The sequence below is a fragment of the Ideonella sp. genome (assembly GCF_036277275.1).
GTDB lineage: Bacteria > Pseudomonadota > Gammaproteobacteria > Burkholderiales > Burkholderiaceae_C > Ideonella.
In genome coordinates this window covers 13,341-37,145 of record NZ_DASUNH010000021.1, presented here as the reverse complement: position 1 = coordinate 37,145, position 23,805 = coordinate 13,341, and the positions used below count along the sequence as shown (strand labels likewise).

Sequence of the window (23,805 nt, the reverse complement as noted above, 5' to 3'; positions counted from 1 at the left end):
TCAATGCTCCTCCGCATGCGGGTCGCGCAAGGACCGCCACAGCAACACCGGCAAGATGGCCGAGAAGACGATCACCTCCTTGAACGAGCTGGCCCAGAAAGAGCCGAAGCTTTCGAGCAGGCCGACACCCAAGGCACCGACAAGTGCCAGCGGGTAGCTCGCGAGACCAGCGAACACCGCGGCGACGAAGCCCTTCAGCCCTATCAGGAAGCCCGAGTCGTAGAACACCGTCGTCGTCGGCCCGATCAACAGACCAGACAGCGCGCCGATGAAGGCGGCCATCGTGAAGGACAGCCGACCTGCGCTGGTCGACGAGATGCCCATCAGCCGCGCACCAAGCCGGTTCACCGCGGTGGCGCGCAGCGCCTTGCCCCATAGCGTGCGTTCGAAGAACAGCCACAGCATCGTGATCAGCGCAATCGACACGGCAAAGACGATCAGCGTCTGGCCACTCAGGGTCAAGGGGCCAAGGCTGAAGCGTTCATCCCAGAAGCTCGGGTTGCGATACCCCTCGGCGCCGAAGAAGTACAGCCCCAGCCCGGTGAGCGCAAAGTGCACGCCGACCGAAACGATCAGCAGCACCAACACGCTCGCATCGGCCAGCGACTGGTAGGCCAACCGGTAGATCAAGCCGCCAAAAGGCGTGACCAGCGCCAGCGTCAATGCGGCTTGCACCAGCAGCGGAAACTGCCGCGGCGCCGCCCACATCGTCAACAACGCGATCGCCACCGGATAGGCCAAGGTGGCCAGCACCGCTTTGCCAAGCTGCGGGGCCGCACGCTTGGCGCGCAGCCCCTCACCCACCTCGGTCACCGCCGCCAGCCCCGCCAGCACCAGCAGGAACCAGACCGTGCCCGGCACCTGGCCCAGCTGCAGCGTGGCCAGCGTCAGCGCGCCGAAGGCGACGAACTCACCTTGCGGAATGAAGATGACGCGCGTGACGGCAAACAGCAGCACCGTGGCCAGGGCCAGCAAGGCGTAGACGGCGCCGTTGGTGACGCCATCCAACGCCAGGATGCTTGCAATCGTGAAGTCCATCGACTACTGCTCGATTTTCCAGTCGCCATTGACGACCTTCATGACCAGCCCGGTCTCGGTCGTGAAGCCCCAGTGGTTGGTCTTGGTGTAGTTCAGCACGCCATGCGAGACGACCGTGCGCCCCATCGTCTCTGCGGCGGTGCGGATCGCAGCGCGGAACTCCGGTGTGCCGGGCTTGCCGGCCTTCAGTGCCACCGGGATCACCTTCTCCAACACGATGACCGCGTCATAACCGTGGCCTGCGAACTGGTTGCGGTTGCCCGCACCGTAGGCCTTTTCGTACTTGTTGACGAAGTCCTGCGCCAGCGCCTTGGACGGGTGGTCCGCCGCGAGTTGCTCGGGAATCACCGCCGGCCCCGAGACGACGAAGGCACCCTCGACGTCCTTGCCGCCGATGCGCATCAGGTCGCGCGTGGCTGCGGCATGGGTCTGGTAGATCTTGCCCTTGTAGCCGCGCTCGACGATGGCCTTGTGCGGCATCGCCGCGCCGCTGCCCGAGGCCACGATCAGCATCGCATCCGGGTTGGCCGAGACCAGCTTCAGCGCCTGCGCGGTGACGCTCGTGTCGGCTCGCGCAAAACGTTCGGTCGCGACGACCTTCGGGCCGTTGAGCAACGACGCCTGGTCCTGGAAGTCCTTCAGCCAGCTCTCGCCGTACGCGTCGGTGTAGCCGAGGAAGCCGACCGTCTTCACGCCCTGCTTCTTCATGTGCTCGATCATCGCGTAGGCCATCACCGCGTTGCCCTGGGGCAGGCGGAACATCCAGCCATCGGTGCCGGCGGACACCACCGCGGGCGAGAACGTGAACTGCACCGTCTTCGCTTCGGCGATCACCGGCGCCATCGCGATCGCCACCGGCGTCGCCGCCGAGCCCATCACGATGTCGGCCCTGTCTTCGGTGACGAAACGGCGCGCATTGTTGACGCCCTTGGTCGGATCGGTCGCATCGTCGAGCACGATCACGTTGAGCTTTTCGCCGGCGATGCTGGTCGGCCAGAGCTTGATGTAGTTGGCCACCGGAATGCCCAGCCCCGACGCGGGGCCGGTCAACGGCAGGCTGATGCCGATGGTGACGTCGGCCCAGGCGGATGTGCCGGCCAACGCCGCCAACGTCGTTGCGAGCGCCATTTTCAAGAAGCCGTGCGTGCGTGCTTGCATGTTGTCTCCTGCAGTCGTCAGGGTGGTGAAACCATAGCAGCGCCCTTGGGTGGCTCACGCTGGCGTGAACCCGCAGGGGCTTCGAATATCTTCAGCGCGGCGCCATGCGCAAGGCTCCGTCGAGCCTGATCACTTCGCCGTTCAAATGCCCGTTGGTCACGATGTGCGCCGCGAGCGCCGCGAACTCCTCCGGCTGTCCGAGCCGCTTCGGGAACGGGATGCTGGCGGCCAACGAGGCCTGCACCTCTTCGGGCAGTTGCTGCATCAAGGGCGTGGCGAACAGCCCCGGCGCGATCGTGCAAACCCGTACGCCCCACTGCGCCAGGTCGCGCGCCAGCGGCAGGGTCATGCCGACGATGCCGCCCTTCGAGGCCGAGTACGCCTCTTGCCCGACCTGGCCGTCGAAAGCCGCGACCGACGCGGTGTTGACGATCACGCCGCGCTCGCCATCCGGCTGCGCATCAAGCTTGGCGATGCGCGCCGCTGCCAGGCGGATCACGTTGTAGGTGCCGATCAGGTTGATGCGCACGACGCGCTCGAAGTCTTCCAAAGGCGCCGGCGAGCCGTCTTTCTGCACCACCCGCCTGGCGGTGCCGATGCCGGCGATGTTCATCACGATGCGCGCCGGGCCGTGCGCGCTTTCGGCAGCGTCCAGCGCGGCGACGACCGACGCGGTGTCGGTGATGTCGCAGCGGCAAGCCAGGCCGCCCACTTCGGTGGCGACCCGCACGGCACCTTCGCCGTTCACGTCGAGCACCGCCACCTTCGCGCCCAGCCGCGCCAATTCACGCGCCACCGCTTCGCCCAGGCCCGACCCGCCACCCGTCACCAGCGCCGCCTGCCCCTCGATCTTCATGTCGCCGCCTCCTTGTTCGGAACGATCACCGGCAAGCCGGCGCTTTCGTACAGTGCCTCGACCAGTGCGGCGCGGTGCGCCAGCACCGCACGCTGGTTGATCGAGCCTTTGTCGGTCACCTCGCCGTGGTCGATCGCCGGCGGCTCGCTCAGCACATGCAGGCGCGCCGGGCGGCTGGCACTGCCGGTGCCTTCACGCCACAACCGGTCGGCCAGGGCCTGGAAGAACGCGACCACCGCCGGGTGCTGCAACGCATCGCGCAGCGGCGCGCTCTCTGGCAGGCCGGCCAGCTTGCGGCATTCATCCGCGCGAGGGAACAGCAGCAGGCCCAGCTCGTCGCGGTTCAGGCCGGTGGCCACGGCATCCTGCACGCAGGGGTGGCCAGCCGCGATGACCTTGGCGCGCAGCGGGCCAACGCTGACGAAAGTGCCTGTCGAGAGCTTGAAGTCTTCGGCGGTGCGGCCGTCGAACAACAGGCCGCGGTTCGGCCGCGCGGGGTCGATGAACTTGACGGCGTCGCCGGTGCGGTAGAAGCCTTCTTCGTCGAACGCCTCTTCGGTCTGCGCCGGAGCGCGCCAGTAGCCCGGCATCACGTTCGGTCCGCGGAAGCGGATCTCGGTCTTGTCCGTCGCCACGGGCACCAGCTTGACTTCGACCCCCGGCACCGGCAGCCCGATGTGGCCGGATCGCACATCCGTGCCAACCGCGAAAGTGCACGACGGCGCGGTCTCGGTCATGCCGAGGCCGGTGATGATGCGCACGCGCTCGCCGACGGCGGCTTCTGCATGGGCATCGAGCTTGTCCCACACCGCCTGGCTCAGGCCCGCCCCGGCGAACATGAAGGCCTTGCAGCGCGCGAACAACCGATCGCGCAGCGCTGGATCGTCGTCCATCGCACCGGCGATCTCTTCGAAGCCCTTGGGCACGTTGAAGTAGACGGTCGGCGAGATCTCGCGCAGGTTGCGCAGTGTCTCGGCAATGCCCTTGGCCGTGGGCTTGCCTTCGTCGATGTACAGGGTGCCACCGTTGTAGAGCACGATGCCGACGTTGTGGTTGCCGCCGAAGGTGTGGTTCCACGGCAGCCAGTCGACCAGCACCGGCGGCTCTTCCGCCAGGAAGGCCATGCACTGACGGATCATCTGCAGGTTGGCGCAGATCATCCGATGTGTGTTGACCACGCCCTTGGGTTGCTTGGTCGAGCCCGAGGTGAACAGGAACTTGGCGATCGTGTCGGGCTCGACCTTCGCATGCGCGGCCCGCACACCCTCGCCCGGCGGCGTCGCGAGCAAGGTGTCGAACCTGATGACCTCACGACCCTCGATCGTGCCTTCGCCCAGCACCAGCGCGGCATCGGCCGGCGCGGCCGCCTGGATGGCCTTTGCATAGGCCGGCGACGCGGCGAACACGAGCCCCGGCGTGGTGGTGGCCAGGATGTGGCGCAGCTTGCCGAAATCCTGCGAGACCAGCGAGTAGGCGGGGGAGACCGGCACGTAGGGCACGCCGGCCCACATCGCGCCGAGCGCCAGCGTCAGGTGCTCGATGTCGTTGTCCGACAGGATGGCCACCGGCCGCTCGGCCGACAGACCCAGGTCGACGAGCGCCTGGCCCACCGCCTGCACCCGATGCAGCATCTGCGCGTAGCTGATGCGGCGCCAATCGCCGCCGCGGTCGCGGTCGCGCTTGGCCACCAGCGTGCGATCGGGCGCTTCCGCGACCCATTGCTCCAGGCGATCCGTCAAGCGCTCTGGGTAGGCCCGCAGCGTCTCGGTCGAGCGCAGGATCTGCGTGCCGTCGTCCCGCTGTTCGAGCGTGGCCTCGACGCAGCCGCCGACGCTGGCCGCACGGTACTTCGGGCGCTCGACCGGCAGGCTCATGACTTGACGACCTTGCTGGCCCGGCCTTCGAGGAAAGCCCGCAGGCGCTCCTTCGCGTCGGGCGTGCTCTCGGCCACCGCGGCCATCAGGGCCTCGGTGAACAGGCCCTGCTCCTGCGATTGGTCGGCGATGCGCGGCAACGCGTGCATCACCGCAAAGTTGGACATCGGTGCGTTGCCGGCGATGCGGCGCGCCAGCGCCATCGCCTTGGCGAAGCCTTCGCCGTCGGCCACGGCGTACTGCGCCAGGCCTGCCTGCACCCCCTCGTCGCGGTCGTAGACACGGCCGGTGAGCATCAGGTCGGTCATGCGGGCCACGCCCATCAAACGCGGGATGCGCGCCGAACCGCCCCCGCCGACGAACAAGCCGCGCTGCCCTTCAGGCAGACCGAAGTAGGCCGAGGCCTCGGCCACGCGGACATGGCAAGCCGAAGCCAGCTCCAGGCCGCCGCCGACCACCGCGCCGTGCAGCACGACGATCACCGGCACGCGGCCGAACTGGATCTGGTCGAACGCCGCATGCCACATGCGCGAGTGCAGCACGCCCTCGCCGACGTCGCGCTCCATCAACTCGGCCAGGTCGAGCCCGGCGCAGAAGTGCTCACCCTCGCCGGTGACCACCACCGCGCGGGTCGTTTCGGGCAGGTTGACGAACGCGGTGTGCAACTGGCCGATCAGCGCGTCGCTCAACGCATTGCGCTTGGCGGGCCGGCTCAGCCGCACGTGGGTGACCGGGCCGGCATGTTCGATCCGAAGCAGGTCGAGCTGGGCCAGCAGGCCGCTGGACGGCTCGAATTCGGGGGGCCGAACATCGCTCATGGTCACTCCAAAATATTTATGCTATTTAACTAAATTGACGAACGAATCACCACTCGGTAATAACCCTTCCTTGCATTGCAGCATGACGAGCGGTGCCGACGCTGCTTGCGCCTTGGTCATTTATTTATGAAAATTAAATACATTCAGGCAGGAGGCACGCTTTGAACACCGCCGAGCTGATCGCGATCGACACCCACACCCACCTCGAGGTGTCGTGCCGCAACCCCTTCGACAACTACGGCGAGGAGTACGACCGCGCGGCCGACAAGTACTTCCGATCCAGCCGCCGGCCGACGATGCAGGAAACGATCGACTTCTATCGCGAGAAGAAGATCGGCTTCGTCAACTTCACGGTCGACGCCGAAACGCAACTCGGCCGCCGCCGCATCCCGAACGAAGAGATCGCCGAGGCCGCGCTGGCCAACCCCGACGTGATGATCGCGTTCGGCAGCATCGACCCGCACAAGGGCAAGATGGGTGCGCGCGAGGCCCGAAAGCTGGTCGAGCAATACGGCGTCAAGGGCTTCAAGTTCCACCCGACCGTGCAGGGCTTCGAGCCGGCCGACGAGATGGCCTGGCCGATCTACGAAGTGATCAACGAGCACAAGCTGCCGGCGGTCTTCCACTCGGGGCATTCGGGCATCGGCAGCGGCATGCGCTGCGGTGGGGGCCTGCGGCTGCAGAACTCGCGTCCGATGCTGCTCGAAGACGTGGCGATGGCGTTCCCGGACATGCAGATCGTGATCGCCCACCCGTCGTGGCCATGGCAGGACGAAGCCCTGTCGCTGGCGATGCACAAGCCCAACGTGTGGATCGACCTCTCCGGCTGGAGCCCGAAGTACTTTCCGCCCCAGCTGGTGCAGTACGCCAACACGCTGCTGAAGGACCGCATCCTGTTCGGCAGCGATTTCCCGCTGATCACGCCCGACCGCTGGCTGGCCGACTTCGAAGAAGCCGGCTTCAAGGACGCGGTGAAGCCGCTGATCCTCAAAGAGAACGCGATGCGGCTGCTGGGCCTGGGCGAAGCCGGCGGCGCCGGCCCATGAATCGCGCGGCGACGGGCGGTCACTGCCCGATGCCGGTGTCGCTGTTCGCGCTGGTCACCATCAAGCTGGCCAGCGTGCTGGCGCGGCTGCTGAGGCGCCGCGAAACCGAGTTGGCCACGTTGGTTGCTGTCCCAGTCCAAGCAGGGACGGGACCGCTTCGCGCGGCTGTTCCGTGGCACACCGGCGTGCCACGATGATCATGGCGGCGTCCGACCGACGAGTGATCGACGTCACCGAAGCCTTTTGCCGGCGCTACGGCGTCACGCGCGAGCAGGTGGTCGGCAAACCGCCGGGCGAAACGGGCATCGGGCCGACCGAGGAGTACCGGTGGCCCTTCTGGCAGCAGCTGATGCATCGGCGTCCCCTGAGCGGGGCCGGGCGTTCGCTTCGGCAGCCGCGGGGATGCGGCTAAGACACTTTCACACACAGGGTTGCAGGGCCCGCGTACGATCAATTCGGCACGACGCCATGGAGGGCAGGCTGCCCGACCCGTTGGGGCACCCTTGCAGCGTAACGACGTACTAACTTAGGGAACGGGGCATGCAACAACCGCGCCGAAGGTGCGCCTGGATGGCATTCGCGCTGTGCGGCGCAGTCGACGCCACGGCGCAGTCGGATCCGCGATTGGGTGAACTCAGCCTCGAGGATCTCGGCAATCTGCAGATCACCTCGGTATCGAAGCGGGCCGAGCGACTGGCTGACGCGCCAACATCGGTCTACGTCATCACCACCAACGACATCCGCCGCTCGGGCGCCACCAGCCTGCCCGAAGCGCTGCGGCTGGCGCCGAACCTGCAGGTGGCTCGTTCCAGCGCCAGCGAATACGTCGTCAGCGCCCGCGGCTTTGCCGGCAACTCGGCCAACAAGATGCTGGTGCTGGTCGATGGCCGATCGGTCTACACACCGCTGTATTCGGGCGTGTTCTGGGATGTGCAGGACCTGATGCTGGAAGACGTCGACCGCATCGAGGTCATCAGCGGCCCCGGCAGCACACTGTGGGGCACCAATGCCGTCAACGGCGTGATCAACATCATCACGCGCGACGCGTCGTCGACCCAAGGCAGCCTCGCCACGGCCAGCGCAGGCACCGATGGGTTCCGCGCCAACCTGCGCCACGGTGCCAGCACCGCTGGCGGCATGGCATGGCGGGTGTACGCGACGCATGCCGACCTGCGGAACACCGAAACCGCCGAGGGCACCCGCGTCGACGACTCCGGGCACCAGACCCAGATCGGCTTTCGGCTCGACGACCAGCGTGGTGCCGATCGCTTCATGCTGCGCGGCGCTGCCTACCAGGGCAGCCGCGAGCAGCCGGTCACCAGCGGGCGAATCGATCTGGGCTTGGTCCGTGTATCCGGGGCCCATGTGCTGGGTCGGTGGGAGCACCGGCTCGACGACGGCACCTCCTTCCAGCTCCAGGCCTATGTCGACCACACAGAACGCACGGCCGTGCCGACTTTCGGCGACATCCTGGACACGCTGGACCTGCAGTTCCAGCATTCGCCGGTGCCGCTCGGCAACCACCGCCTGGTGTGGGGCGTTCAATACCGCACCGCCTGGGACCAGGTCGACAACAGCAGCTACCTCGCCTTCCTGCCTGCCCGCAAGCGGCAGACCTGGGCCAGCCTGTTCGCGCAAGACGACATCACGCTCACCGACGAGCTGCGCCTGACACTGGGTGCGCGCGCTGAACGCAACGACTACACCGGCACCGAGTTCCTGCCCACCGCGCGGCTGGCATGGAAATGGGCTCCCCAACAACTGGTTTGGTCCGCGGTGTCGCGCACGGTGCGCGCACCGTCGCGCCTGGACCGCGATTTCTACGTGCCCGGTGTGCCGCCCTACCAGCTGCAAGGTGGCTCGCACTTCGACTCAGAGGTCGCCACCGTCGCCGAACTGGGCTACCGCGGTCGACCGACACCGACCACGTCGTTCTCGGCCACCATCTACCAGGCCGACTACGACCGTCTGCGCACGCTGCAATTCGATCCCGACGGCGCTGTCTTCACGCTGGCCAACGGGATGGAAGGCCGCACCCGCGGGGTGGAGTTGTGGGGCAGCTTCCGGGCCCTGTCCCGCTGGCGGCTGCACGCCGGCTACAGCCGCCTGTGGCAGGACCTGCGGCTGAAGCCTGGCAGCAACGACGTGAGCACGGTCGCCGCCACGGAAGGCGCCAGCCCGTCGCATTGGTGGACGTTGCGCTCCTCGCACGACCTGGGCGACCAGGTCGACCTGGACCTGGTGCTGCGCCATGTGGCGGCGCTGGCCGTGCCTGCCGTGCCGCGCTACACCGCCCTTGACCTGCGCGTGGCCTGGCGGCCGAGCGGAGCTGTCGAGCTGGCGCTCGCCGGCCGGAACCTGATCGGCAACGGCCACGGCGAATTCGGCAACGTCCTGGTCCGAACGCAGCTGCAGCGTGAGCTGTCGGCTCAGTTGAACTGGCGCTTCTAGTGGAAGGCCCGCGATGATCCGCCTCGTGACCGCCCCCGCACCCTGGCATGCGCCGCGCTGGGCCATGCTCATCACGCTGCTGCTGGTGGTGGGCATCGCCTGGCAACCCGCCGGGGCGAACGAGGCCCTAACAGCCGAGTACCGGATCAAGGCTGCGTTCCTGTGCAAGTTCGGCAACTACGTCGAATGGCCATCGACGACCAATCCGGAAACGCCCTTCGGCATTGGCGTGCTCGCCTCGTCGGCGGTGGTCGATGAGCTGGCCACGATCGCCCGCGGCCAGAAAGTGAACGGCCGCCCGATCGTCGTGCGAAAGATCGAGCGGGGTGACGCGATGGAAGGCATCGACATGCTGTTCATCACCCGCACGCAAATGGTGCGCCTGGCCGACACCTTGGCCGCGGTGAAGGACAGGCCGGTGCTGACCGTCACCGAATCCGACCAGGGCGTCGCCGCTGGCAGCATGGTGAACTTCGTCGTCGTCGACGACAAGGTGAAGTTCGACATCTCGCTGCCCACCGTCGAGCGCAGCAAGCTGCGGATCAGCGCCCGCCTGCTCGGCGTGGCGCGCACTGTCGTGGCGGGGGGGCCGTCATGAGGCTCAACTTCGGCAACTCGCTCCGACGCAAGCTGCTGGGCGCCATCCTGCTGACCACGCTGGTCGCAGTGGTGGTGGCTCTCGGCGCCATGATTGCTTACGACCTGCGGGCCTACCACAAGAGCTGGCTCGAAAGCGTCGACGCGCAGGCCGCGCTGATCGGCCGCACGACCGCACCGGCCCTGTCGTTCGACGATCCACGGGTCGCCCAAGAAAACCTCGCCGTGCTGCGCTTCCAGCCCAAGGTGCGGGCGGCTGCCGTCTATTCGACCCGCGGGGTGCTGTTCGCGCGCTACACCGCCGAAGGCGCCCGCGTCGAGTTTCCCGCGCTGCCGGGCGCCGATGGCGTGGCGGTCTCCGGCGGCAGCGTGATTGCTTTCCGGCGCATCGTCGAGCATGGGCAGATCCTCGGTACGGTGTACCTGCAGGCCGACTACGAGCTGATCGACCGCCTGCTGAGCTACGCCGGCATCGCGCTCGCGGTGGCCGTCATCGCCATGCTGGTCGCGACGCTGATGTCGGCCTGGATGCGACGGATCGTGCTGCGGCCGATCCTGGCGGTGGGCGAGGCGGCGCGCGAGGTCGTCGAGCGGCAGGACTACTCGCGCCGAGTCGAACAGCGCAGCGACGACGAGCTGGGTGCGCTGGTCGCCGCGTTCAACAACATGATGACCGAGATCGAGCGCCGCACCGTCGCGCTCGAAGCCTCGAACCTCGACAAGGCCAGCGAAGTTGAAGAAAGGCGCAACGCCCAGCAAGAGGTGATGCGCCTGAACGAGGAGCTCGAGCGGCGAGTGCACGAACGCACGGCCGCGCTGGAGCGCACCAATGCCGACCTGGCACTGGCCACCGATGCGGCCCAGTCGGCCAACCGCGCGAAGTCGGAGTTCCTGTCCAACATGAGCCACGAATTGCGCACCCCGCTGAACGCAATCATCGGCTTCGGCCAGATGCTGTCGATGTCGGACCCGACCACCCTGCCGCCCGAGCGCTACAAAGCCTTCCTGGACCACATCGTCAAGGCCGGCCACCACCTGCTGAGCCTGATCAACGACATCCTGAACCTCGCGCAGATCGAGGCCGGCAAGCTGACGCTGTCGGTCGAGCCGATCCGGCTGGCCGAGGTGCTGGCCGAGTGCCAGTCAATGACCGAAACCCTGGCCGAGCAGCGCAAGATCCGGCTGCTGTTCCCGGCCAACGTCGATGCCCTGGTGAAGGCCGACCGCACACGGCTGAAGCAGGTGCTGCTGAATCTGCTGTCCAACGCGATCAAGTACAACCGCGAATCGGGCTCGGTGGTGGTCGACTGCATCCGTCTGGGCCCCGAGCGGATGCGCCTGTCGGTGCAGGACACCGGCATCGGCATGAAGCCCGAGCAGCTCGCCGCGCTGTTCCAGCCGTTCAACCGGCTAGGCCAGGAAACCGGCACCCAGGAAGGCACCGGCATCGGCCTGGTCGTCACCAAGCGGCTGGTCGAGTTGATGGGGGGCGAGCTCGGCGTGTCCAGCCGTCCCGGCGCGGGCAGCCAGTTCTGGATCGACCTGCCGACCGAGCCGGCCTCGGACATCGCGACCGAGCCCATGCCGCTGCTGCCTGCCAGCAACGAGGCCACCCAGGCGACCGTGCTGTGCGTCGAGGACAACCCCGCCAGCCTCGAGCTGATCTCGGCCGCGCTGGCGGCACGCCCGGGCGTGCGTTTGCTGACGGCCTCCAACGGCAAGCGAGGCATCGAGATGGCACGCGCGCACCAGCCTGATGTGATCCTGATGGACAACAACATGCCGGTGCTCAGCGGCGGCGAAGCCCAGGTGATGCTGAAGAACGACCCGCGCACGGCACACATCCCCGTCATCGCGATCACCGCGAACGCCATGCCGGACGCGATCGGCAAGGGGCTGGCTGCCGGCTACTTCCGCTACCTGACCAAGCCGGTCGACCTGAGCGCACTGGCCGAGGCGCTGGACGGTGCGCTGGCCTTGTCAGCCAGCCACAAGCAGCGGCGCTGACCGGGATGCTTGCGGCCAGAGCGCCAGAGCGGCTGCAGCCGGGAATCGCCGGCAACTGGTGTCAATCGGTGGCGTAAAGCGCCGCCGCGGTGCGGTGCCGCTCGTTGACCATCCGCACCAGCGTGGCGGGCGCCAGCACCTTCACCTGCGGACCATGGCGCAGGATGTCCATCGCCAGTTCGGTCGCGTCGGCATAGGGCAGCTCCATGCGCAACCCGCCATCGGGCTGCAGGCTCAGGCGCTGCTCGGGGTGCCACTCCTCCTGCGCCACCCACTGGGCAGCATCGGCGTCAAAAGCCAGTGTGGCCCACTGCTCGGCCTTGCCGCTGAAGATGCCGTAGCCGCCGTCCAGCTCGGCTTCGACCGTCTTCATCGCCACGTCTTTCGCCCGCGGATGATCGAGCGCCTTGGCGGCACGGACGGCATCGAGTGCAAAGCGGCGCAAGCCATCGCTGGCGTGGCACCAAGCGTCGAGGTACCAGGTGTTGCGGTAGTGGATCAGCCGCTGCGGTGATACCTCGCGCCGGCTCTCGGTCTGCCGTTTGCGGGTGAAGTACAGCAGGTCGATGCGCTGGCGCTTCAGCAGTGCGCTGCCGACCACCTCGAACCAGCGCGGCGGCACCGGCCGGCGCGCAGGAGCGGCGATCTTGACCCGCCGCATCAGCTCGCGCGACTCGCCTTCGCTGGCGCCGAGCATGCCGTGCAGCTTGTCCAGCAGCGGCTGCAGGTGGCGGCCGAGCACGCCGCCGCCGTCGAGGCCCTTGATCAGCTGGTGCATCGTCAGCAGCGCGTGGATCTCGGCCTCGCTGAACCAGACACCGGGCAGTTCGTGCGACGCGCTCTTGGACACCGCCCCGGGCGCGACGCCTTCGAATCGATAGACGTTGTCGAAACGGTCGTAGACGATCGGCGCATCCATGCGGTCGCGCAGGTACTGCAGGTCACGCTTGAGCGTGGCGCGCGAGACCTCGAGTTCGCCGAGCAGCTCTTCGAAGCTGACGCCGCCGCGCGACTTGATCAACAGCTCGATGCGATAGAAACGTTCGGTGCGGTTCATGGGTGGACGGTATCACAGGCTCATGGCGTGAGCCTGCTGGGTCGAGTGCAACTATTTGTTGAGATCCATTGAACCCGATCTCTGGCTCATTCCATGAGCCTGTGTGGCCAGACACTGCCTTCACACGCTGTCGATCACACCACCTCTTGTTCTTCACGGAGCATCCCATGGCCGCCCAAACCACCCTCGCCTTCGACGACCTGCCGCAACCGCGGACGACCATGGCGCTGGCGCGCACCGGCCGTGCCGCCCGTGCCAGCCAGGTGCCGGCCGCGCACGCCGATGCCGATGACCTGTTCGGCCCCGGCGAAACCCGCGACCCGGCGTTCGAGTTGGGTTGGGACTTTGCCCACCACGGCCTGGTGCCGCCAGCCGAGCACCTGCTGCCCGGCCACCCGCTGCGGCACGGCTGGGAGGCCGGCCGCGCGGCGTTCGGCAGCCGCACGCTGCGCGCCGGCCGAGGTGTGCGCCAGTGGCTGCAGCTGCGCCTGGCCGCCTGGCACCAGGGTCAGGCTTTCGAAGCCGTGCAGGTCACGCCGAACTTCCTGGCCCAGATCGACAGCACGCGCTGCCCGATCACCCGTGTCGCGCTGAATGACGAGGCCGGCCACGAAGCAGTGGTCGAGCGCGTCAACCACCGGGCCGGTTATGCCGCTGGCAACCTGGCCACGCTGAGCCACCGTGCCCAGCAGGCCAAGGGCAGCAAGCGCTGGGACGAAGCCCGCCTGATGGCCGTACTGGCCGAAGCACGCCAGGCCGAAGGTGCTGGCGGTGCCGAGGGCCTGAGCAGCGCCGAGTGGGCGCGGCTGGCGACGCTGATGTCCTTTGTGACGCCGCTGCCGCACGAACTGGCCGCCGCACTGCCGCTGCGGGTGTTGCCGCCCAACCGCCTGCGCCTGCTGAACCCGATCCAGGGCCTGCAAGCACTGATCACGCTGCAACTCACCCACAGCGGCTTTGCCGTGCGCATCGCCCAGCTGACCAAGCTGCTGCCCGGCGTCGACCTGCGGCGCGACTTCCACCTCTTCTTCCACACGCTGCTGCCGCGCGCCTGGCAAGGTGGCCGGCCGGGCAGCGACGAAGAGATGCGCGAGCGCCTGGAAGATGCCTGGCAGAACCCCGATGTACTGCGGCGCTGGCAACGCTTTGCCAGCCAGCTGAGCGCCGAGCAGGCCGACGACCTGGTACAGCGCCTGGTCGCCAAGGGCCTGGCGAGCGGCGTGCCGGGTGCCCAACGCGCCCGGGCGGCGCAATGGCACCCGGACCACCGCGCCACCGAAGGCTGGGCGATGGACCGCGCCGGTCAAGCCGGGCACCGGGCGAACCCCAGGATGGCGGCCGTGGCCTGAGCCTGCGAGACAACCCGAACCCTCGAGGCCAGCCCGGCCCCCCAGAAAGGCAACTCACACACCGTTTTGCGCCAGATTCGTGCCCACCACCCGGTCGGGCGGGCCCGCCGCCCGGTATGCTGCGCGCCTGCGAGGGCCCGACGGCCCGCCATAGAACACGACTCACGGATCACCATGCTGGAGCAAAGCGCAAAACAATGGGTGCTGGGCAGCGCCCTCGGGCGGATGCTGATGTCGGGGCGCGACCAGCTCGAACTGGTCCGTGCCGCCCTGCGCTCGCCGGAAAGCGTCGGCACGATCGCCAACGATCAACTGGCCACGTTGCTGGTCACCCAGCTGTGCCAGCCGGGCAAGACCTTCATCGACGTCGGCGCCCACATCGGCTCGATCATCACCGCGGTGGCCCAGCGCGACCCGTCGATCCAGATCGTCGCGATCGAGGCGATCCCCGAGAAGGTCGAACGCCTGCGCCGCAAGTTCCCGAAGGTGCCGGTGCACGCCTGCGCGGTAGGCGACCAGGAGGGCGAGGTGTCGTTCTTCATCAACACCCGCCAGTCCGGCTACAGCTCACTCGGCCAGCCGACCGGCGGCAAGGATGACGGCATCCGGGAAGTGCGGGTGCCGATCCGCCGCCTGGACAACCTGGTGAAGGCCGAAGGCATCGACGTGATCAAGATCGACGTCGAAGGCGCCGAGTTGGGTGTGCTGCGCGGCAGCCCGCAGCTGCTGGCCGCCAGCCGGCCGGTCGTCATGTTCGAAAGCGGCCCCGGCGACGCCGAAGGCCTGGGTTACACCAAGCCGGCGATGTGGCAGTTCTTCGCCGACCAGCGCTACACGCTGCACGTGCCGAACCGCGTGGCGCACAACGACGAAGGCCTGAGCCTGGAAGGCTTCGTCGACAGCCACACCTACCCCCGCCGCACCACCAACTACATCGCGATCCCGGTCGAGCGTCGCGTCGAGATCCGCGATCGGGCGCGCAAGCTGCTGGGCATCGTCGCCGACTGAGACCAGAATGCGCCACCCGCATCGGGCGGCGCGTTGTTGATGCGCAAGGAGGCTCCATGTCCAAGCCCGCTTTCACGCTGAAGGCCTTTGGCATCTACCTGATGGTGCTGGGCGTCAGCCTCGCAGTCGCACCAAACCTGATGCTGTCGCTGTTCGGCATGCCACCGACCACGGAGGTCTGGCTGCGGGTGCTCGGCGTCGTGGTGTTCAACATCGGCGTCTACTACATCTATGCCGCCAAGTGCGAGGCCCGGGCCTTCTTCCAGGCCTCGGTCTACACGCGCTGCCTGGTGATGGCGGCCTTCATCGCCTTCGCGGCGCTGGGCCTGGCGCCGCCGATGCTGGTGCTGTTCGGCGCGGCCGATCTGCTGGGCGCGGTATGGACGCAGCTGGCACTGCGCGCCGAGCGGCCCGCATGAGGTGGGCCTCGTGAGCCTGCTTGATGCGGCACGCCAGTACGCCGCAAAGGCGTTTCGCTGGCAGAAAGGCCGTCAGGGCACCGGCTACGACAAGATGCTGCTGCTGACGGCACGCTGGCCGCTGCCCTTCGACAGCTACCTGATCCGCTACCCCGAAGGTTCGGAGATCCCGCCCCATACCGACCCGGTGCAGGCCGGCCGGCACTACCGCCTGAACATCGTGCTGAAGTCGCCACGCTCGGGGGGCGAGTTCATCTGCGCGACGCCGCTGTTCGCCACCAGGCGCATCAAGCTCTTTCGCCCCGATGCCTGCGAACACAGTGTGACCCGCGTCGTCGGTGGCAGCCGCTATGTGTTCTCGCTCGGCTGGGTGCGGCGCGGGCAAGGTTCACGCTGATCGGATGCCGGCCGGCTTCCACGGCTTGGCGATCTTGTTTCATCGTCAAGGGGCTTGAGTCGGGCGCATGAGCTGGGCCGCCCGGCCCTGCCCGTCGTCGCCACGCCTCAGGCATAGGTCACCCAGTCCGCCAGTTCGGGTTTGTGCAGGTGGGGCAGGCTGTTGAAGCTCAACAGGCTGTGCCGCTTCGGGTTGGCAATGAACTCGGTCACCGCGCTGTTGCGGATGCGCAGGTTCAAGTCCACCACCGCCTCGGGCGCCAGGCCCAGCACCAGGCCGACCGCCGTGGAGATCGGGCCGCCGCTGGAGACGATCAACACGTCTTCATCGGCCCGCTCGCGCGCTCGCGCCAGTGCGGCCCCCACCCCTGCAGCGAAGTCATGGAAGGTCGGCATGCCGGCCGGCTCGCTGCGGGTCTGCATCCAGGCCACCAGGCCATCGCGCAGCAAACGAAAGTGCTGCCGCACCGCCTCGGGTGAATCGGGCTTGGGCAGCTCCCCGCTGTAGACGGCGCGCACCACCGCCTCGGGGTCGTATTCGTCCAGGCCCCGCCAGATCTCCGGCTCGAGTCGTTGGCCCAGGCCTTGCGCGATGCCCTCGTAGGTTTCGCGGTGCCGGCGCAGGCTGCCGGTCAGCACCGCGCCGAAGCGCAGGTTCATGCTGCGGAAGTGCTCGCCCAGTGCGCGGCACTGGCGGTGGCCCAGCTCGCTCAAGCGGTCGTAGTCGTGGCTGCCGAAAGAGGCCTGGCCGTGGCGAACGAGGTAGAGCGTGCCCATGGACCGGATTGTCCGGCGCGGTGTGCTGCGTGCCTGTCACTGCGGAGACGCCAGAGCCCTCGCGGGCAGCTTTCACCTGCTGTGGCGCTTGAAAAATGCCCAGATCTCGTCGGTGGCGTTCAGGGCCGTGCTGGGCTTGGCCCCCAGCCGGCTGCCGGGCACCCCGCCGGGCCAGGCGTGCGGGTGATCGGCCACCACCACCAGCTCGACATCGAGCCCGGCCGGGCAACGGTAGCGGGTGCGTTGCACCGCCGCCTGTGTCGTCACGGCAGGTGCGCCGGTGCAGCCGTTCGCCCCGGCCCAGAAGGCGGCTTGCGCCGTGGCAGGCAACGGGTGCGCCCCATCCCACGCGTTGGCAAAGCGCCCGCCGGGTGCGCCGCCGGCCAAAGGCACCGAGGTATCGAGCGCGCCGTTGATCATCAATGCCGACACGCCTTGCGCCGGTTTCTTCTCGTCGCCGAACAACGCGGCCACCACCGGCGCAATGGCCGCGAGCTTGTCCGGCAGCTCGATGCCCAGCCGGTGGGTCATCATGCCGCCGTTGGAGATGCCGGTGGCATAGAAGCGCTTCGCATCGACCGGATAGGTCGCCACCAGCGCGTCGATCAACCTGCGGATGAAGCCGACATCGTCGACCTGGCGCTGCAGCGCTTGGCCACAGCAGTGGCCGGCATTCCAGGTCAGCAGGTGATTGCCCAGGCGACCGGTGCCTTCGGGGTAGACGACGACGAAGCCTTCGCGCTGGCCAACAGTCGTGAAGCTTGTTGTCCTCTCGGTGATGGCCGCGTCACCACCCCCGCCGTGCAGCACCAGCACCACCGGCCAGCGCTGGCCGGCGGGCGGGGCATTCGCCGGCAGGCGCACGACATAACTTCGTGCGAGGCCTTGATGGGTCAGGCCCTGGCGCCCTTGCGGCCACGCCGTATCGGCCACGGCCGAACCGGCGACGGCCCAGCACAAGGCGGCGACGGCCAGACGTTTGATCAAGAGCCGGGCCATGGTTCTCAGCTGCAGTCGTCAGCCGGCGGTGCGTCCGGCTCGCCATAACGCAAGCGCAGCACGGTGCTGTCTTTGGCCTTCGGCGCCACGACGACGAAGGCCTGGCCGAAGCTGGTTTCGCACAACTCCAGCAGCCGCGGCCCGCCCAGCGCCTGCACGAGCGCCGGCACGGTGTTGCTGTGGCCAACCACCAGCACCTGGCCGCTTTGCTTGCGTACCAGCGCCGCCACCTCGGCCACATGGACCTCGGGGGATTCGCCCGAGCGTGGCGCCACCACCTGCAGCTGGATGCCCAGGCGCTGCGCCAGCGGCATTGCCGTCTCGCGCGTGCGGCGGTAAGGCGTGGTGATGATGCTGTTGATGTTGGCCGATTCCAACGCCACCGCCAGCGCTGCGGCGCGTTGCTGGCCGGCGGGCGACAAAGCCGGATCGTTGGCTGGCTCGGTGGCCTTGTTGGCATGGCGGACCACCACCACCAGGCTGGGTTCGGCCGCCGCCGGTGCCGCGGCGAGCAAGACGCCGGCCGCGGCGAGGGCCGCCATGGAAACGAATACACCTGTTCTGTTCATCGGGCTTGTCTCTGCCACGCGGTCAAACACCGATCGTACGCCGCACTGTCGGCCGTCTTTGTCAAACAAAGTCGATGGAGGCGGTCAGCGTGCGCCATGCTGCCGTCTCCTGCTGAACGAACGCCAGCTTGGCTTCGAGCGCCGCCAGCGTGTCGGTCCCCAACGGCAGGCGCAGCGGCGAGTGCTGCCGCGTCGCGACCTGTGGCCACGACGGCGTCACCGTTCGCCAGCGCCACCCGCATGATGCTGGCGCCCAGGCCGCAAGCAGCCGGGCGGCGCTGTCGGCTCACGTGCGCGCCTTCATCGACCTGGTGGTCGCGCGCGTGGCCGACCCCCGCAGTTCTTCTCGCGGCCGCCATCCTGGCGCGACTTTTGCCCCTTCGCCATCGCAGCGATGGCCATGCGGTAGGACCTGTCCCACACGCGAAAGGCGCTTTCGCAGGACGTGCCGGGCGGGATGCGACACGCATGATGCTGCAACGCAAAAAACGAAGGGCAGAAGATGAACTCGAACACCTCCGCCAAGGCCGACGTGGCCGAAGGCGGCGCACCCTCCTGGCTGCTGTTGGGGGCCGAACCGCTGCGCGCCGTTTGCGAACTGGCGAGCGCCCAGTTCATGAACAAGTCGGCGCTTCCACCCGGTGATGGCCACCCAGTGGTGCTGTTCCCTGGACTGGCTTCGGATGCCCGCGCGCTGGCGCCTTTGAAGGGCCTGTGCGAAGGGCTGGGCTACACCGCCCACGACTGGGGCCGCGGCTTCAACACCGGGCCCGAAGGCGACATCGACGACTGGCTCGACGCTCTGGTGCAAGACGTGGTGAGCCAGGTCGGCCATGCCGACGAGCGCATCAGCCTGATCGGCTGGAGCCTGGGCGGCATCTACGCGCGCGAAGTGGGCAAGAAACTCGGGACGCGGCGCGCACGCCGCGTGATCACGATCGGCACGCCCTTCGCCGGCACAGTGCAGCAAACCCACGCCGGCCTGGTCTACCGGCTGCTCAATGGCAGCAAGGCCCAGCTGGAACCCAACACGATGCGGCGACTGGCCACACCACCGGAAGTGCCGACCACGTCGATCTACAGCCGCAGCGATGGCGTGGTGTCGTGGCAGGCCTGCATCCAACCCGGCCGGTATCGCCATGTCGAGAACATCGAGGTCAGCGGCAGCCACTGCGGCCTGGGCTGGAACACCGAGGTGTTCGCCATCGTGGCCAGTCGGCTGGCGCGGCGCTGACGGGACCTGCGATGGTCTGGCCGGCCTTGCATCCTCGCGAGCTGCTGGGCTTGATCCGGCAGGCGGCCAAGGGCTGGTCCGACGACGACGCGCCCAGCATGGGCGCGGCGCTGGCCTATTACACGCTGTTCTCCATCACGCCGCTGCTGCTGATCGTGATCGCCGTGGCCGGCCTGGTGTTCGGCGAGCAGGCCGCGCGCGGTGAAATCATGGGTCAGCTGTCGGATCTGCTGGGCGCCGAAGGGGCGCAGGCGGTCGAAGGCATGCTGACGGCCGTCAACTACCAACGCAGCAACCCATGGGCCACTGGGGCGAGCATCGCCGCGCTGGTGATCGGTGCCACCACGGTGTTCGCCGAGTTGCAGGACGCGCTGAACCGCATCTGGCGCGGCACGCCTGTCGAACAAGCCAAGCGTGGCCTGTGGACGATGGTCCGCACCCGCTTGCTGTCGCTGGGCATCATCTTGTGCCTGGGCTTCCTGTCGATGGTGTCGCTGGTGTTCAACGCCGCCATGTCGGCACTGAGCGACTGGTGGGCGCCCTACTGGGGCCAGGCGGTGTTGCTCGGCAAGGTGGCCGACTTCTCGATCAGCTTCGGCCTTGTCACCGTGATGTTCGCGGTGCTCTACAAGTGGGTCCCAGCGGCCAAGGTGCGCTGGCAGGACGTGTGGATAGGCGCCATCGTCACCGCCTTGCTGTTCAGCCTCGGCAAATCCGCCATCGGCTACTACATCGGCAAGAGCGGCGTCACCACGGCCTTCGGCGCCGCGGCTTCGGTGGTGGTGCTGATGGTCTGGGTGTACTACTCGGCGCAGATCTTCCTGATGGGTGCCGAACTGACCTGGGCCTATGCGCGCCGCTTCGGCTCGATGAAGGACATCGCCGACACGGGCGCAGCACCGGCCGCCCTGTAGGCCCGGGCCTACAGCAAGCCGCGGTCACTTCTGCTGTCGCCGAGCATCGGCATTGAGCACGATGCAAAGCACCCGCCAGCGCAACAGCGCCCCACAGGCGGCACGTCAACCACCTTTGCCATCCGGCGATCAAACCGACTCGATAAGGAGATTTTCTATGACGCGCACCCAGCATGCCACCCATGCACTGCTCGCCCTGACCGCCGCCCTGGTGTGCGGCATGGCCCAGGCCAGCAACTATTCGAAGCCCGTGCTCGACGCTGCCCGCGACGACGTGAAGGCGCAGTACAAGGCCAGCAAGGAAGCCTGCGACAAGATGTCCGGCAACGCGAAGGACATCTGCGTGGCCGACGTCAAGGGCAAGGAAAAGATCGCCTTGGCCTGGCTGGACTACAACTACTCCGGCGACGCCAAGGAGCAGTTGAAGCTCAACGAGGCCGTCTACGACGCCCGCTATGACGTGGCCAACGAGAAGTGCGATGACCTCGCCGGCGAGCCGAAGGACCTGTGCCAACGCGAGGCCAAGACCGCACGCGACAAGGCCAAGGCCGATGCGAAGCTGAACAAGAAGGTCGCGTCCGCGGTAGACGACGCCGAGGTCGCGCACATGAAGGCCGACTACAAGCTGGCGATCGAGCGCTGCGACACGCTGTCGGGCGACAAGAAGGACGTCTGCGTGGCGTCTGCCAAGGCGCGCTACCACGAGCGTTGGTAGGCACCGGACGAGGGGCCTCGCGGCCTCTTCTGACGCAACGACGAAGCGCGCGGCCTGTGGGTCGCGCGCTTTGCTTTCGGGCCGCCGCGGCGTTGCCGAGCGTGCTTCTTACGTCGCTTCGACGCGCAGCACCGGCATCGTCGTCACGCCAGCGACGCCATCGAGCTTGGCGAGGGTGTCTCGGTGCTCGTTGAACCGGGCCATCGATTCGACCGCCAGCTCGCCCACCAGGTCGACCTCACCGTCCGGCAGATGTTGACTTCCAGGGCCGCCACCAATGGGTTTGATCGGGGCTTCGGCCGTTCGCCCCATCGTCGTTCTTGGGCGAGCTGCAGCCGGGCAGCACCGAGGCCTGGCCACCGGACTGCACCGTCAAGCCGGCCCACTGAACTCAGTCGGCCTCGGGGTAGAGGTCATGGACACGGGCGAACAGGCGCGCCAGGCCGAGCAGCGCGTCGATGTTCGGGGTCACCAGGCCCACCCGCTGCGCGATCTCGCGCACCGCGCCGACGATGCCGTCCAGCTCGATCGGTCGGCCCGCCTCCACATCTTGCAGCATCGAGGTCTTGAACGCACCGAGCTTGGTGGTGATGGCGTGTCGGTCTTCGGGTGACTGATCGACCGGGCAGCCGATGCGCGCGCCCACCTCAGCCGCCTCGGTCATCGCCGCGGTACAGAAGGCCCGCACCAACGGATCACCGAGCACGCGATCGACGGTAGCACCGGTGATCGCCGAGACCGGGTTCATCGTCAGGTTGCCCCAGAGCTTGAACCAGATGTCGCGCCGGATGTTGTCCGAGTGCGTGACCTCGAAGCCGGCACCGGTGAACAGATCGGCCACCGCGTGGACCTCGGCGCTGCGGCCGCCGGCGGCCTCGCCAATGATCAACCCCTGGCCGAAGCCGTGCTGCACCAAGCCGGGCTGCGGGCTCGACGCAGCGATGTGGACCACGCAACCGATGACCCGCCCGCGCGCGATCGCGGCGCTGATCTCGCCGCCGGGATCGACGGTTTGCAGCGGTGCGTCGTCGAAGCCGGGCTGGCCCTGGCAGAACCACCAGGGTACGCCATTCATCGCCGGCAGCACACGCGTCTTCGGCCCCAGCAGCGGCGCCATGCCACGCGCCGCTGCCGTCAATGCCGGCCCCTTGACGGCGATCACCACCAGGTCTTGCGGGCCCAACGCCGCCGCATCGTCGCTGGCCACGGCTGGTGCCTGCAGCAACTGCCCGTTCTGCCGCAGCTGCCAGCCGCGCTCGCGCAGCGAATGCAGTGTCGAGTTGCGGGCCAGCGCACTGACCTGGGCCTGTTTCGCCAGCGCGAGCTTCGCGCCGATGAGACCGCCGATCGAGCCGGCGCCGATGATGCAAACCTTCATGTCTTGGAGGGCACGGCTTGCGCGGCCGCGCGGTAGTTGTTCTTCAGATGATCGGGCACCCGTTCGTCGAAACCCAGCGCCACGCGCCGGACCTCGGGGCTGTCGGTCGGCGGCGCGCCCACACCCAGCACCGATGCGCGCGGCGCGGGCACGGCTGTGACCGTGCCTGCCAGGCGGCCGATGCCGGTGATCTCGCATTCCACCACGTCGCCGGGGTCGACCGAGCGCGAGTGACATGGCGTGCCCATCAGAATCACGTCACCCGGCAGCAGCGTGATGTGGCGCCCGATGTCGGCAATCACATAGTGCGGGCCCCAGATCGTCTCGTCGCCGATGTGGGCCTCTTGCACGACACGGCCGTTGCGATAGGTGCGCAACGTCTGCTCGAACAGGTTCACGCCGCGCACGATGCCCGGCCCGATGGGCAGCAGCGTGTCGGCGCCCTTCACCCGCAGCATCGAGCCCTGGTCGGTGTCGCGAAAGTCTTGCAAGCCCATGTCGAGTGCGCAGCAGAAGCCTTCGATGCAATCCCAGGCGTCGTCGGGCGTCACGTTGCGCGCGGTGCGGCCGATGACCACGGCGTACTCGCCTTCGTAGTTGAGGTACTGGCAATCGTCGGGCTTGAGGATCTGGCCGCCATGGCCGTTGAGTGCGGTCGTTGGCTTGGTGAAGTAGGTCGGCGTTTCGGTCGGCTTCGGCTGGTTGCGCGTCTCGATGCTGCGCGAGCGGTACGAGATGTGCACCGCGATGATCTTGCTCGGGTTGACTGGCGGCAGGTGCGTGAGCACGTTGGGGTCAACGCAGCGGCCATCGTCCAGCCGCAATTGGCCGTCGTCTTGCATCGTGCCCCAGAAGGGGCTGCCGCCGATCATCACGCGGCGGCGTTCGATGCGGGGGCCACGCATCACGGCGGGCAGGTCTTGGAGGGGGAATTCGAAGTTCATAGGGAGATCAATTGGGATGACTGCGGAGGTCGTGGCGGCAGGGTGACGGCGGCGCCCCCGTCCTCCGGCCGGCTCGCGGGCGGCTGTCGAGGCACGCCACGTACATCCGCATCAACACCGTGTGTGCACCAGACACGTTGGGGCGACCGCGAATGAGGCCTGCGCCCGGGGACACCACCGCCACCCTGCAGGCACCGTCTT

The 23,805-nt window shown here is 67.8% G+C and carries 24 protein-coding genes and 1 pseudogene; 12 read left to right on the top strand and 13 right to left on the bottom strand.

Annotated elements, in window-relative coordinates; all coding sequences use genetic code 11:
• The 5 genes from VFY73_RS04605 to VFY73_RS04585 form a co-directional block, all read right to left on the bottom strand.
• Positions 1-1,038 (bottom strand): branched-chain amino acid ABC transporter permease, encoded by a 1,038-nt coding sequence (locus VFY73_RS04605; RefSeq protein ID WP_329716740.1) that lies wholly within the window; start codon positions 1,036-1,038, stop codon positions 1-3.
• Positions 1,039-1,041: 3 nt separating this feature from the next.
• Positions 1,042-2,196 (bottom strand): ABC transporter substrate-binding protein, encoded by a 1,155-nt coding sequence (locus VFY73_RS04600; protein ID WP_329716739.1) that lies wholly within the window; start codon positions 2,194-2,196, stop codon positions 1,042-1,044.
• A gap of 91 nt (positions 2,197-2,287) precedes the next feature.
• Positions 2,288-3,052: an SDR family NAD(P)-dependent oxidoreductase gene (locus VFY73_RS04595; RefSeq protein ID WP_329716738.1), complete on the bottom strand. Its 765-nt coding sequence runs from the start codon at positions 3,050-3,052 to the stop codon at positions 2,288-2,290.
• Positions 3,049-4,926: a feruloyl-CoA synthase gene (locus VFY73_RS04590; protein WP_329716737.1), complete on the bottom strand. Its 1,878-nt coding sequence runs from the start codon at positions 4,924-4,926 to the stop codon at positions 3,049-3,051. Before VFY73_RS04590 ends, VFY73_RS04595 begins: the two co-directional genes overlap by 4 nt.
• Complete coding sequence (locus tag VFY73_RS04585) at positions 4,923-5,744, bottom strand: crotonase/enoyl-CoA hydratase family protein (protein WP_329716736.1); 822 nt, start codon at positions 5,742-5,744, stop codon at positions 4,923-4,925. Before VFY73_RS04585 ends, VFY73_RS04590 begins: the two co-directional genes overlap by 4 nt.
• Before the next feature lie 161 nt (positions 5,745-5,905).
• Here VFY73_RS04585 and VFY73_RS04580 point away from each other — a divergent pair, with 161 nt between their 5' ends.
• From VFY73_RS04580 to VFY73_RS04560, 5 genes are all read left to right on the top strand, one after another.
• Positions 5,906-6,790: an amidohydrolase family protein gene (locus VFY73_RS04580; RefSeq protein WP_329716735.1), complete on the top strand. Its 885-nt coding sequence runs from the start codon at positions 5,906-5,908 to the stop codon at positions 6,788-6,790.
• Between the two features lie 193 nt (positions 6,791-6,983).
• On the top strand, positions 6,984-7,202 hold the full coding sequence (locus VFY73_RS04575) for a PAS domain-containing protein (RefSeq protein WP_329716734.1): 219 nt from the start codon (positions 6,984-6,986) through the stop codon (positions 7,200-7,202).
• A 158-nt stretch (positions 7,203-7,360) separates the two neighbouring features.
• Entirely contained in the window at positions 7,361-9,241 is a 1,881-nt protein-coding gene (locus VFY73_RS04570) for a TonB-dependent receptor plug domain-containing protein (RefSeq protein WP_329716733.1), read from the top strand.
• 13 nt (positions 9,242-9,254) lie between these two features.
• Positions 9,255-9,839, top strand: coding sequence for a YfiR family protein (locus VFY73_RS04565; protein WP_329716732.1), 585 nt, complete (start codon positions 9,255-9,257; stop codon positions 9,837-9,839).
• Entirely contained in the window at positions 9,836-11,845 is a 2,010-nt protein-coding gene (locus tag VFY73_RS04560) for an ATP-binding protein (RefSeq protein WP_329716731.1), read from the top strand. The genes VFY73_RS04565 and VFY73_RS04560 overlap by 4 nt, the downstream gene beginning before the upstream one ends.
• A gap of 61 nt (positions 11,846-11,906) precedes the next feature.
• On the opposite strand, the gene VFY73_RS04555 is transcribed toward VFY73_RS04560, so the two are convergent.
• Positions 11,907-12,902, bottom strand: a complete 996-nt coding sequence (locus VFY73_RS04555) for a helix-turn-helix transcriptional regulator (RefSeq protein ID WP_329716730.1) — start codon at positions 12,900-12,902, stop codon at positions 11,907-11,909.
• Positions 12,903-13,069: 167 nt separating this feature from the next.
• On the opposite strand from VFY73_RS04555, the gene VFY73_RS04550 reads away from it, so the two are divergent.
• The 4 genes from VFY73_RS04550 (at position 13,070) to VFY73_RS04535 (ending at position 16,075) form a co-directional block, all read left to right on the top strand.
• Entirely contained in the window at positions 13,070-14,251 is a 1,182-nt protein-coding gene (locus tag VFY73_RS04550; RefSeq protein ID WP_329716729.1) for a hypothetical protein, read from the top strand.
• Positions 14,252-14,425: 174 nt separating this feature from the next.
• Positions 14,426-15,259, top strand: coding sequence for an FkbM family methyltransferase (locus tag VFY73_RS04545; RefSeq protein ID WP_329716728.1), 834 nt, complete (start codon positions 14,426-14,428; stop codon positions 15,257-15,259).
• Between the two features lie 56 nt (positions 15,260-15,315).
• Positions 15,316-15,678 carry a hypothetical protein gene (locus VFY73_RS04540; protein WP_329716727.1) on the top strand — a complete coding sequence of 121 codons (363 nt, stop codon included), beginning with the start codon at positions 15,316-15,318 and terminating at the stop codon, positions 15,676-15,678.
• A gap of 10 nt (positions 15,679-15,688) precedes the next feature.
• A complete protein-coding gene (locus VFY73_RS04535) occupies positions 15,689-16,075 on the top strand; it encodes a 2OG-Fe(II) oxygenase (RefSeq protein ID WP_329716726.1) in 387 nt (128 codons plus the stop codon).
• 107 nt (positions 16,076-16,182) lie between these two features.
• Here VFY73_RS04535 and VFY73_RS04530 read toward each other — a convergent pair whose 3' ends face one another.
• From VFY73_RS04530 to VFY73_RS04515, 4 genes and pseudogenes are all read right to left on the bottom strand, one after another.
• Positions 16,183-16,851, bottom strand: coding sequence for a histidine phosphatase family protein (locus tag VFY73_RS04530; RefSeq protein ID WP_329716725.1), 669 nt, complete (start codon positions 16,849-16,851; stop codon positions 16,183-16,185).
• 72 nt (positions 16,852-16,923) lie between these two features.
• Positions 16,924-17,850, bottom strand: a complete 927-nt coding sequence (locus tag VFY73_RS04525) for an alpha/beta hydrolase family esterase (protein WP_329716724.1) — start codon at positions 17,848-17,850, stop codon at positions 16,924-16,926.
• A 5-nt stretch (positions 17,851-17,855) separates the two neighbouring features.
• Positions 17,856-18,392 carry a histidine phosphatase family protein gene (locus VFY73_RS04520; RefSeq protein WP_329716723.1) on the bottom strand — a complete coding sequence of 179 codons (537 nt, stop codon included), beginning with the start codon at positions 18,390-18,392 and terminating at the stop codon, positions 17,856-17,858.
• 88 nt (positions 18,393-18,480) lie between these two features.
• Positions 18,481-18,597 (bottom strand): annotated as a pseudogene (locus tag VFY73_RS04515) (short-chain dehydrogenase/reductase); the annotation flags it as partial.
• Between the two features lie 324 nt (positions 18,598-18,921).
• Between VFY73_RS04515 and VFY73_RS04510 the strand changes: the two are divergent.
• The 3 genes from VFY73_RS04510 to VFY73_RS04500 all read left to right on the top strand — a co-directional run bounded on the left by VFY73_RS04510 (position 18,922) and on the right by VFY73_RS04500 (position 21,282).
• On the top strand, positions 18,922-19,653 hold the full coding sequence (locus VFY73_RS04510; RefSeq protein ID WP_329716722.1) for an alpha/beta fold hydrolase: 732 nt from the start codon (positions 18,922-18,924) through the stop codon (positions 19,651-19,653).
• A gap of 11 nt (positions 19,654-19,664) precedes the next feature.
• Positions 19,665-20,567: a YihY/virulence factor BrkB family protein gene (locus VFY73_RS04505; protein WP_329716721.1), complete on the top strand. Its 903-nt coding sequence runs from the start codon at positions 19,665-19,667 to the stop codon at positions 20,565-20,567.
• A 157-nt stretch (positions 20,568-20,724) separates the two neighbouring features.
• Positions 20,725-21,282 (top strand): hypothetical protein, encoded by a 558-nt coding sequence (locus VFY73_RS04500; RefSeq protein ID WP_329716720.1) that lies wholly within the window; start codon positions 20,725-20,727, stop codon positions 21,280-21,282.
• A gap of 108 nt (positions 21,283-21,390) precedes the next feature.
• Here the strand turns inward: VFY73_RS04500 and VFY73_RS04495 are convergent, their stop codons facing one another.
• The 3 genes from VFY73_RS04495 to VFY73_RS04485 all read right to left on the bottom strand — a co-directional run bounded on the left by VFY73_RS04495 (position 21,391) and on the right by VFY73_RS04485 (position 23,604).
• Positions 21,391-21,594: a hypothetical protein gene (locus tag VFY73_RS04495; RefSeq protein WP_329716719.1), complete on the bottom strand. Its 204-nt coding sequence runs from the start codon at positions 21,592-21,594 to the stop codon at positions 21,391-21,393.
• Between the two features lie 79 nt (positions 21,595-21,673).
• Positions 21,674-22,660 (bottom strand): 2-dehydropantoate 2-reductase, encoded by a 987-nt coding sequence (locus VFY73_RS04490; RefSeq protein WP_329716718.1) that lies wholly within the window; start codon positions 22,658-22,660, stop codon positions 21,674-21,676.
• Entirely contained in the window at positions 22,657-23,604 is a 948-nt protein-coding gene (locus tag VFY73_RS04485) for a fumarylacetoacetate hydrolase family protein (protein WP_329716717.1), read from the bottom strand. The genes VFY73_RS04490 and VFY73_RS04485 overlap by 4 nt, the downstream gene beginning before the upstream one ends.
• Positions 23,605-23,805 lie beyond the last annotated feature (201 nt).

Coding starts and splice junctions, on each gene's coding strand:
- VFY73_RS04510 (WP_329716722.1), top strand. CDS start 18,922: ATGAACTCGAACACCTCCGCCAAGGCCGACGTGGCCGAAGGCGGCGCA.
- VFY73_RS04560 (WP_329716731.1), top strand. CDS start 9,836: ATGAGGCTCAACTTCGGCAACTCGCTCCGACGCAAGCTGCTGGGCGCC.
- VFY73_RS04595 (WP_329716738.1), bottom strand. CDS start 3,052: ATGAAGATCGAGGGGCAGGCGGCGCTGGTGACGGGTGGCGGGTCGGGC.
- VFY73_RS04585 (WP_329716736.1), bottom strand. CDS start 5,744: ATGAGCGATGTTCGGCCCCCCGAATTCGAGCCGTCCAGCGGCCTGCTG.
- VFY73_RS04545 (WP_329716728.1), top strand. CDS start 14,426: ATGCTGGAGCAAAGCGCAAAACAATGGGTGCTGGGCAGCGCCCTCGGG.
- VFY73_RS04500 (WP_329716720.1), top strand. CDS start 20,725: ATGACGCGCACCCAGCATGCCACCCATGCACTGCTCGCCCTGACCGCC.
- VFY73_RS04495 (WP_329716719.1), bottom strand. CDS start 21,594: ATGGGGCGAACGGCCGAAGCCCCGATCAAACCCATTGGTGGCGGCCCT.
- VFY73_RS04590 (WP_329716737.1), bottom strand. CDS start 4,926: ATGAGCCTGCCGGTCGAGCGCCCGAAGTACCGTGCGGCCAGCGTCGGC.
- VFY73_RS04520 (WP_329716723.1), bottom strand. CDS start 18,392: ATGGCGGCCCTCGCCGCGGCCGGCGTCTTGCTCGCCGCGGCACCGGCG.
- VFY73_RS04525 (WP_329716724.1), bottom strand. CDS start 17,850: ATGGCCCGGCTCTTGATCAAACGTCTGGCCGTCGCCGCCTTGTGCTGG.
- VFY73_RS04600 (WP_329716739.1), bottom strand. CDS start 2,196: ATGCAAGCACGCACGCACGGCTTCTTGAAAATGGCGCTCGCAACGACG.
- VFY73_RS04530 (WP_329716725.1), bottom strand. CDS start 16,851: ATGGGCACGCTCTACCTCGTTCGCCACGGCCAGGCCTCTTTCGGCAGC.
- VFY73_RS04575 (WP_329716734.1), top strand. CDS start 6,984: ATGATCATGGCGGCGTCCGACCGACGAGTGATCGACGTCACCGAAGCC.
- VFY73_RS04505 (WP_329716721.1), top strand. CDS start 19,665: ATGGTCTGGCCGGCCTTGCATCCTCGCGAGCTGCTGGGCTTGATCCGG.
- VFY73_RS04550 (WP_329716729.1), top strand. CDS start 13,070: ATGGCCGCCCAAACCACCCTCGCCTTCGACGACCTGCCGCAACCGCGG.
- VFY73_RS04540 (WP_329716727.1), top strand. CDS start 15,316: ATGTCCAAGCCCGCTTTCACGCTGAAGGCCTTTGGCATCTACCTGATG.
- VFY73_RS04570 (WP_329716733.1), top strand. CDS start 7,361: ATGGCATTCGCGCTGTGCGGCGCAGTCGACGCCACGGCGCAGTCGGAT.
- VFY73_RS04565 (WP_329716732.1), top strand. CDS start 9,255: ATGATCCGCCTCGTGACCGCCCCCGCACCCTGGCATGCGCCGCGCTGG.
- VFY73_RS04555 (WP_329716730.1), bottom strand. CDS start 12,902: ATGAACCGCACCGAACGTTTCTATCGCATCGAGCTGTTGATCAAGTCG.
- VFY73_RS04485 (WP_329716717.1), bottom strand. CDS start 23,604: ATGAACTTCGAATTCCCCCTCCAAGACCTGCCCGCCGTGATGCGTGGC.
- VFY73_RS04490 (WP_329716718.1), bottom strand. CDS start 22,660: ATGAAGGTTTGCATCATCGGCGCCGGCTCGATCGGCGGTCTCATCGGC.
- VFY73_RS04605 (WP_329716740.1), bottom strand. CDS start 1,038: ATGGACTTCACGATTGCAAGCATCCTGGCGTTGGATGGCGTCACCAAC.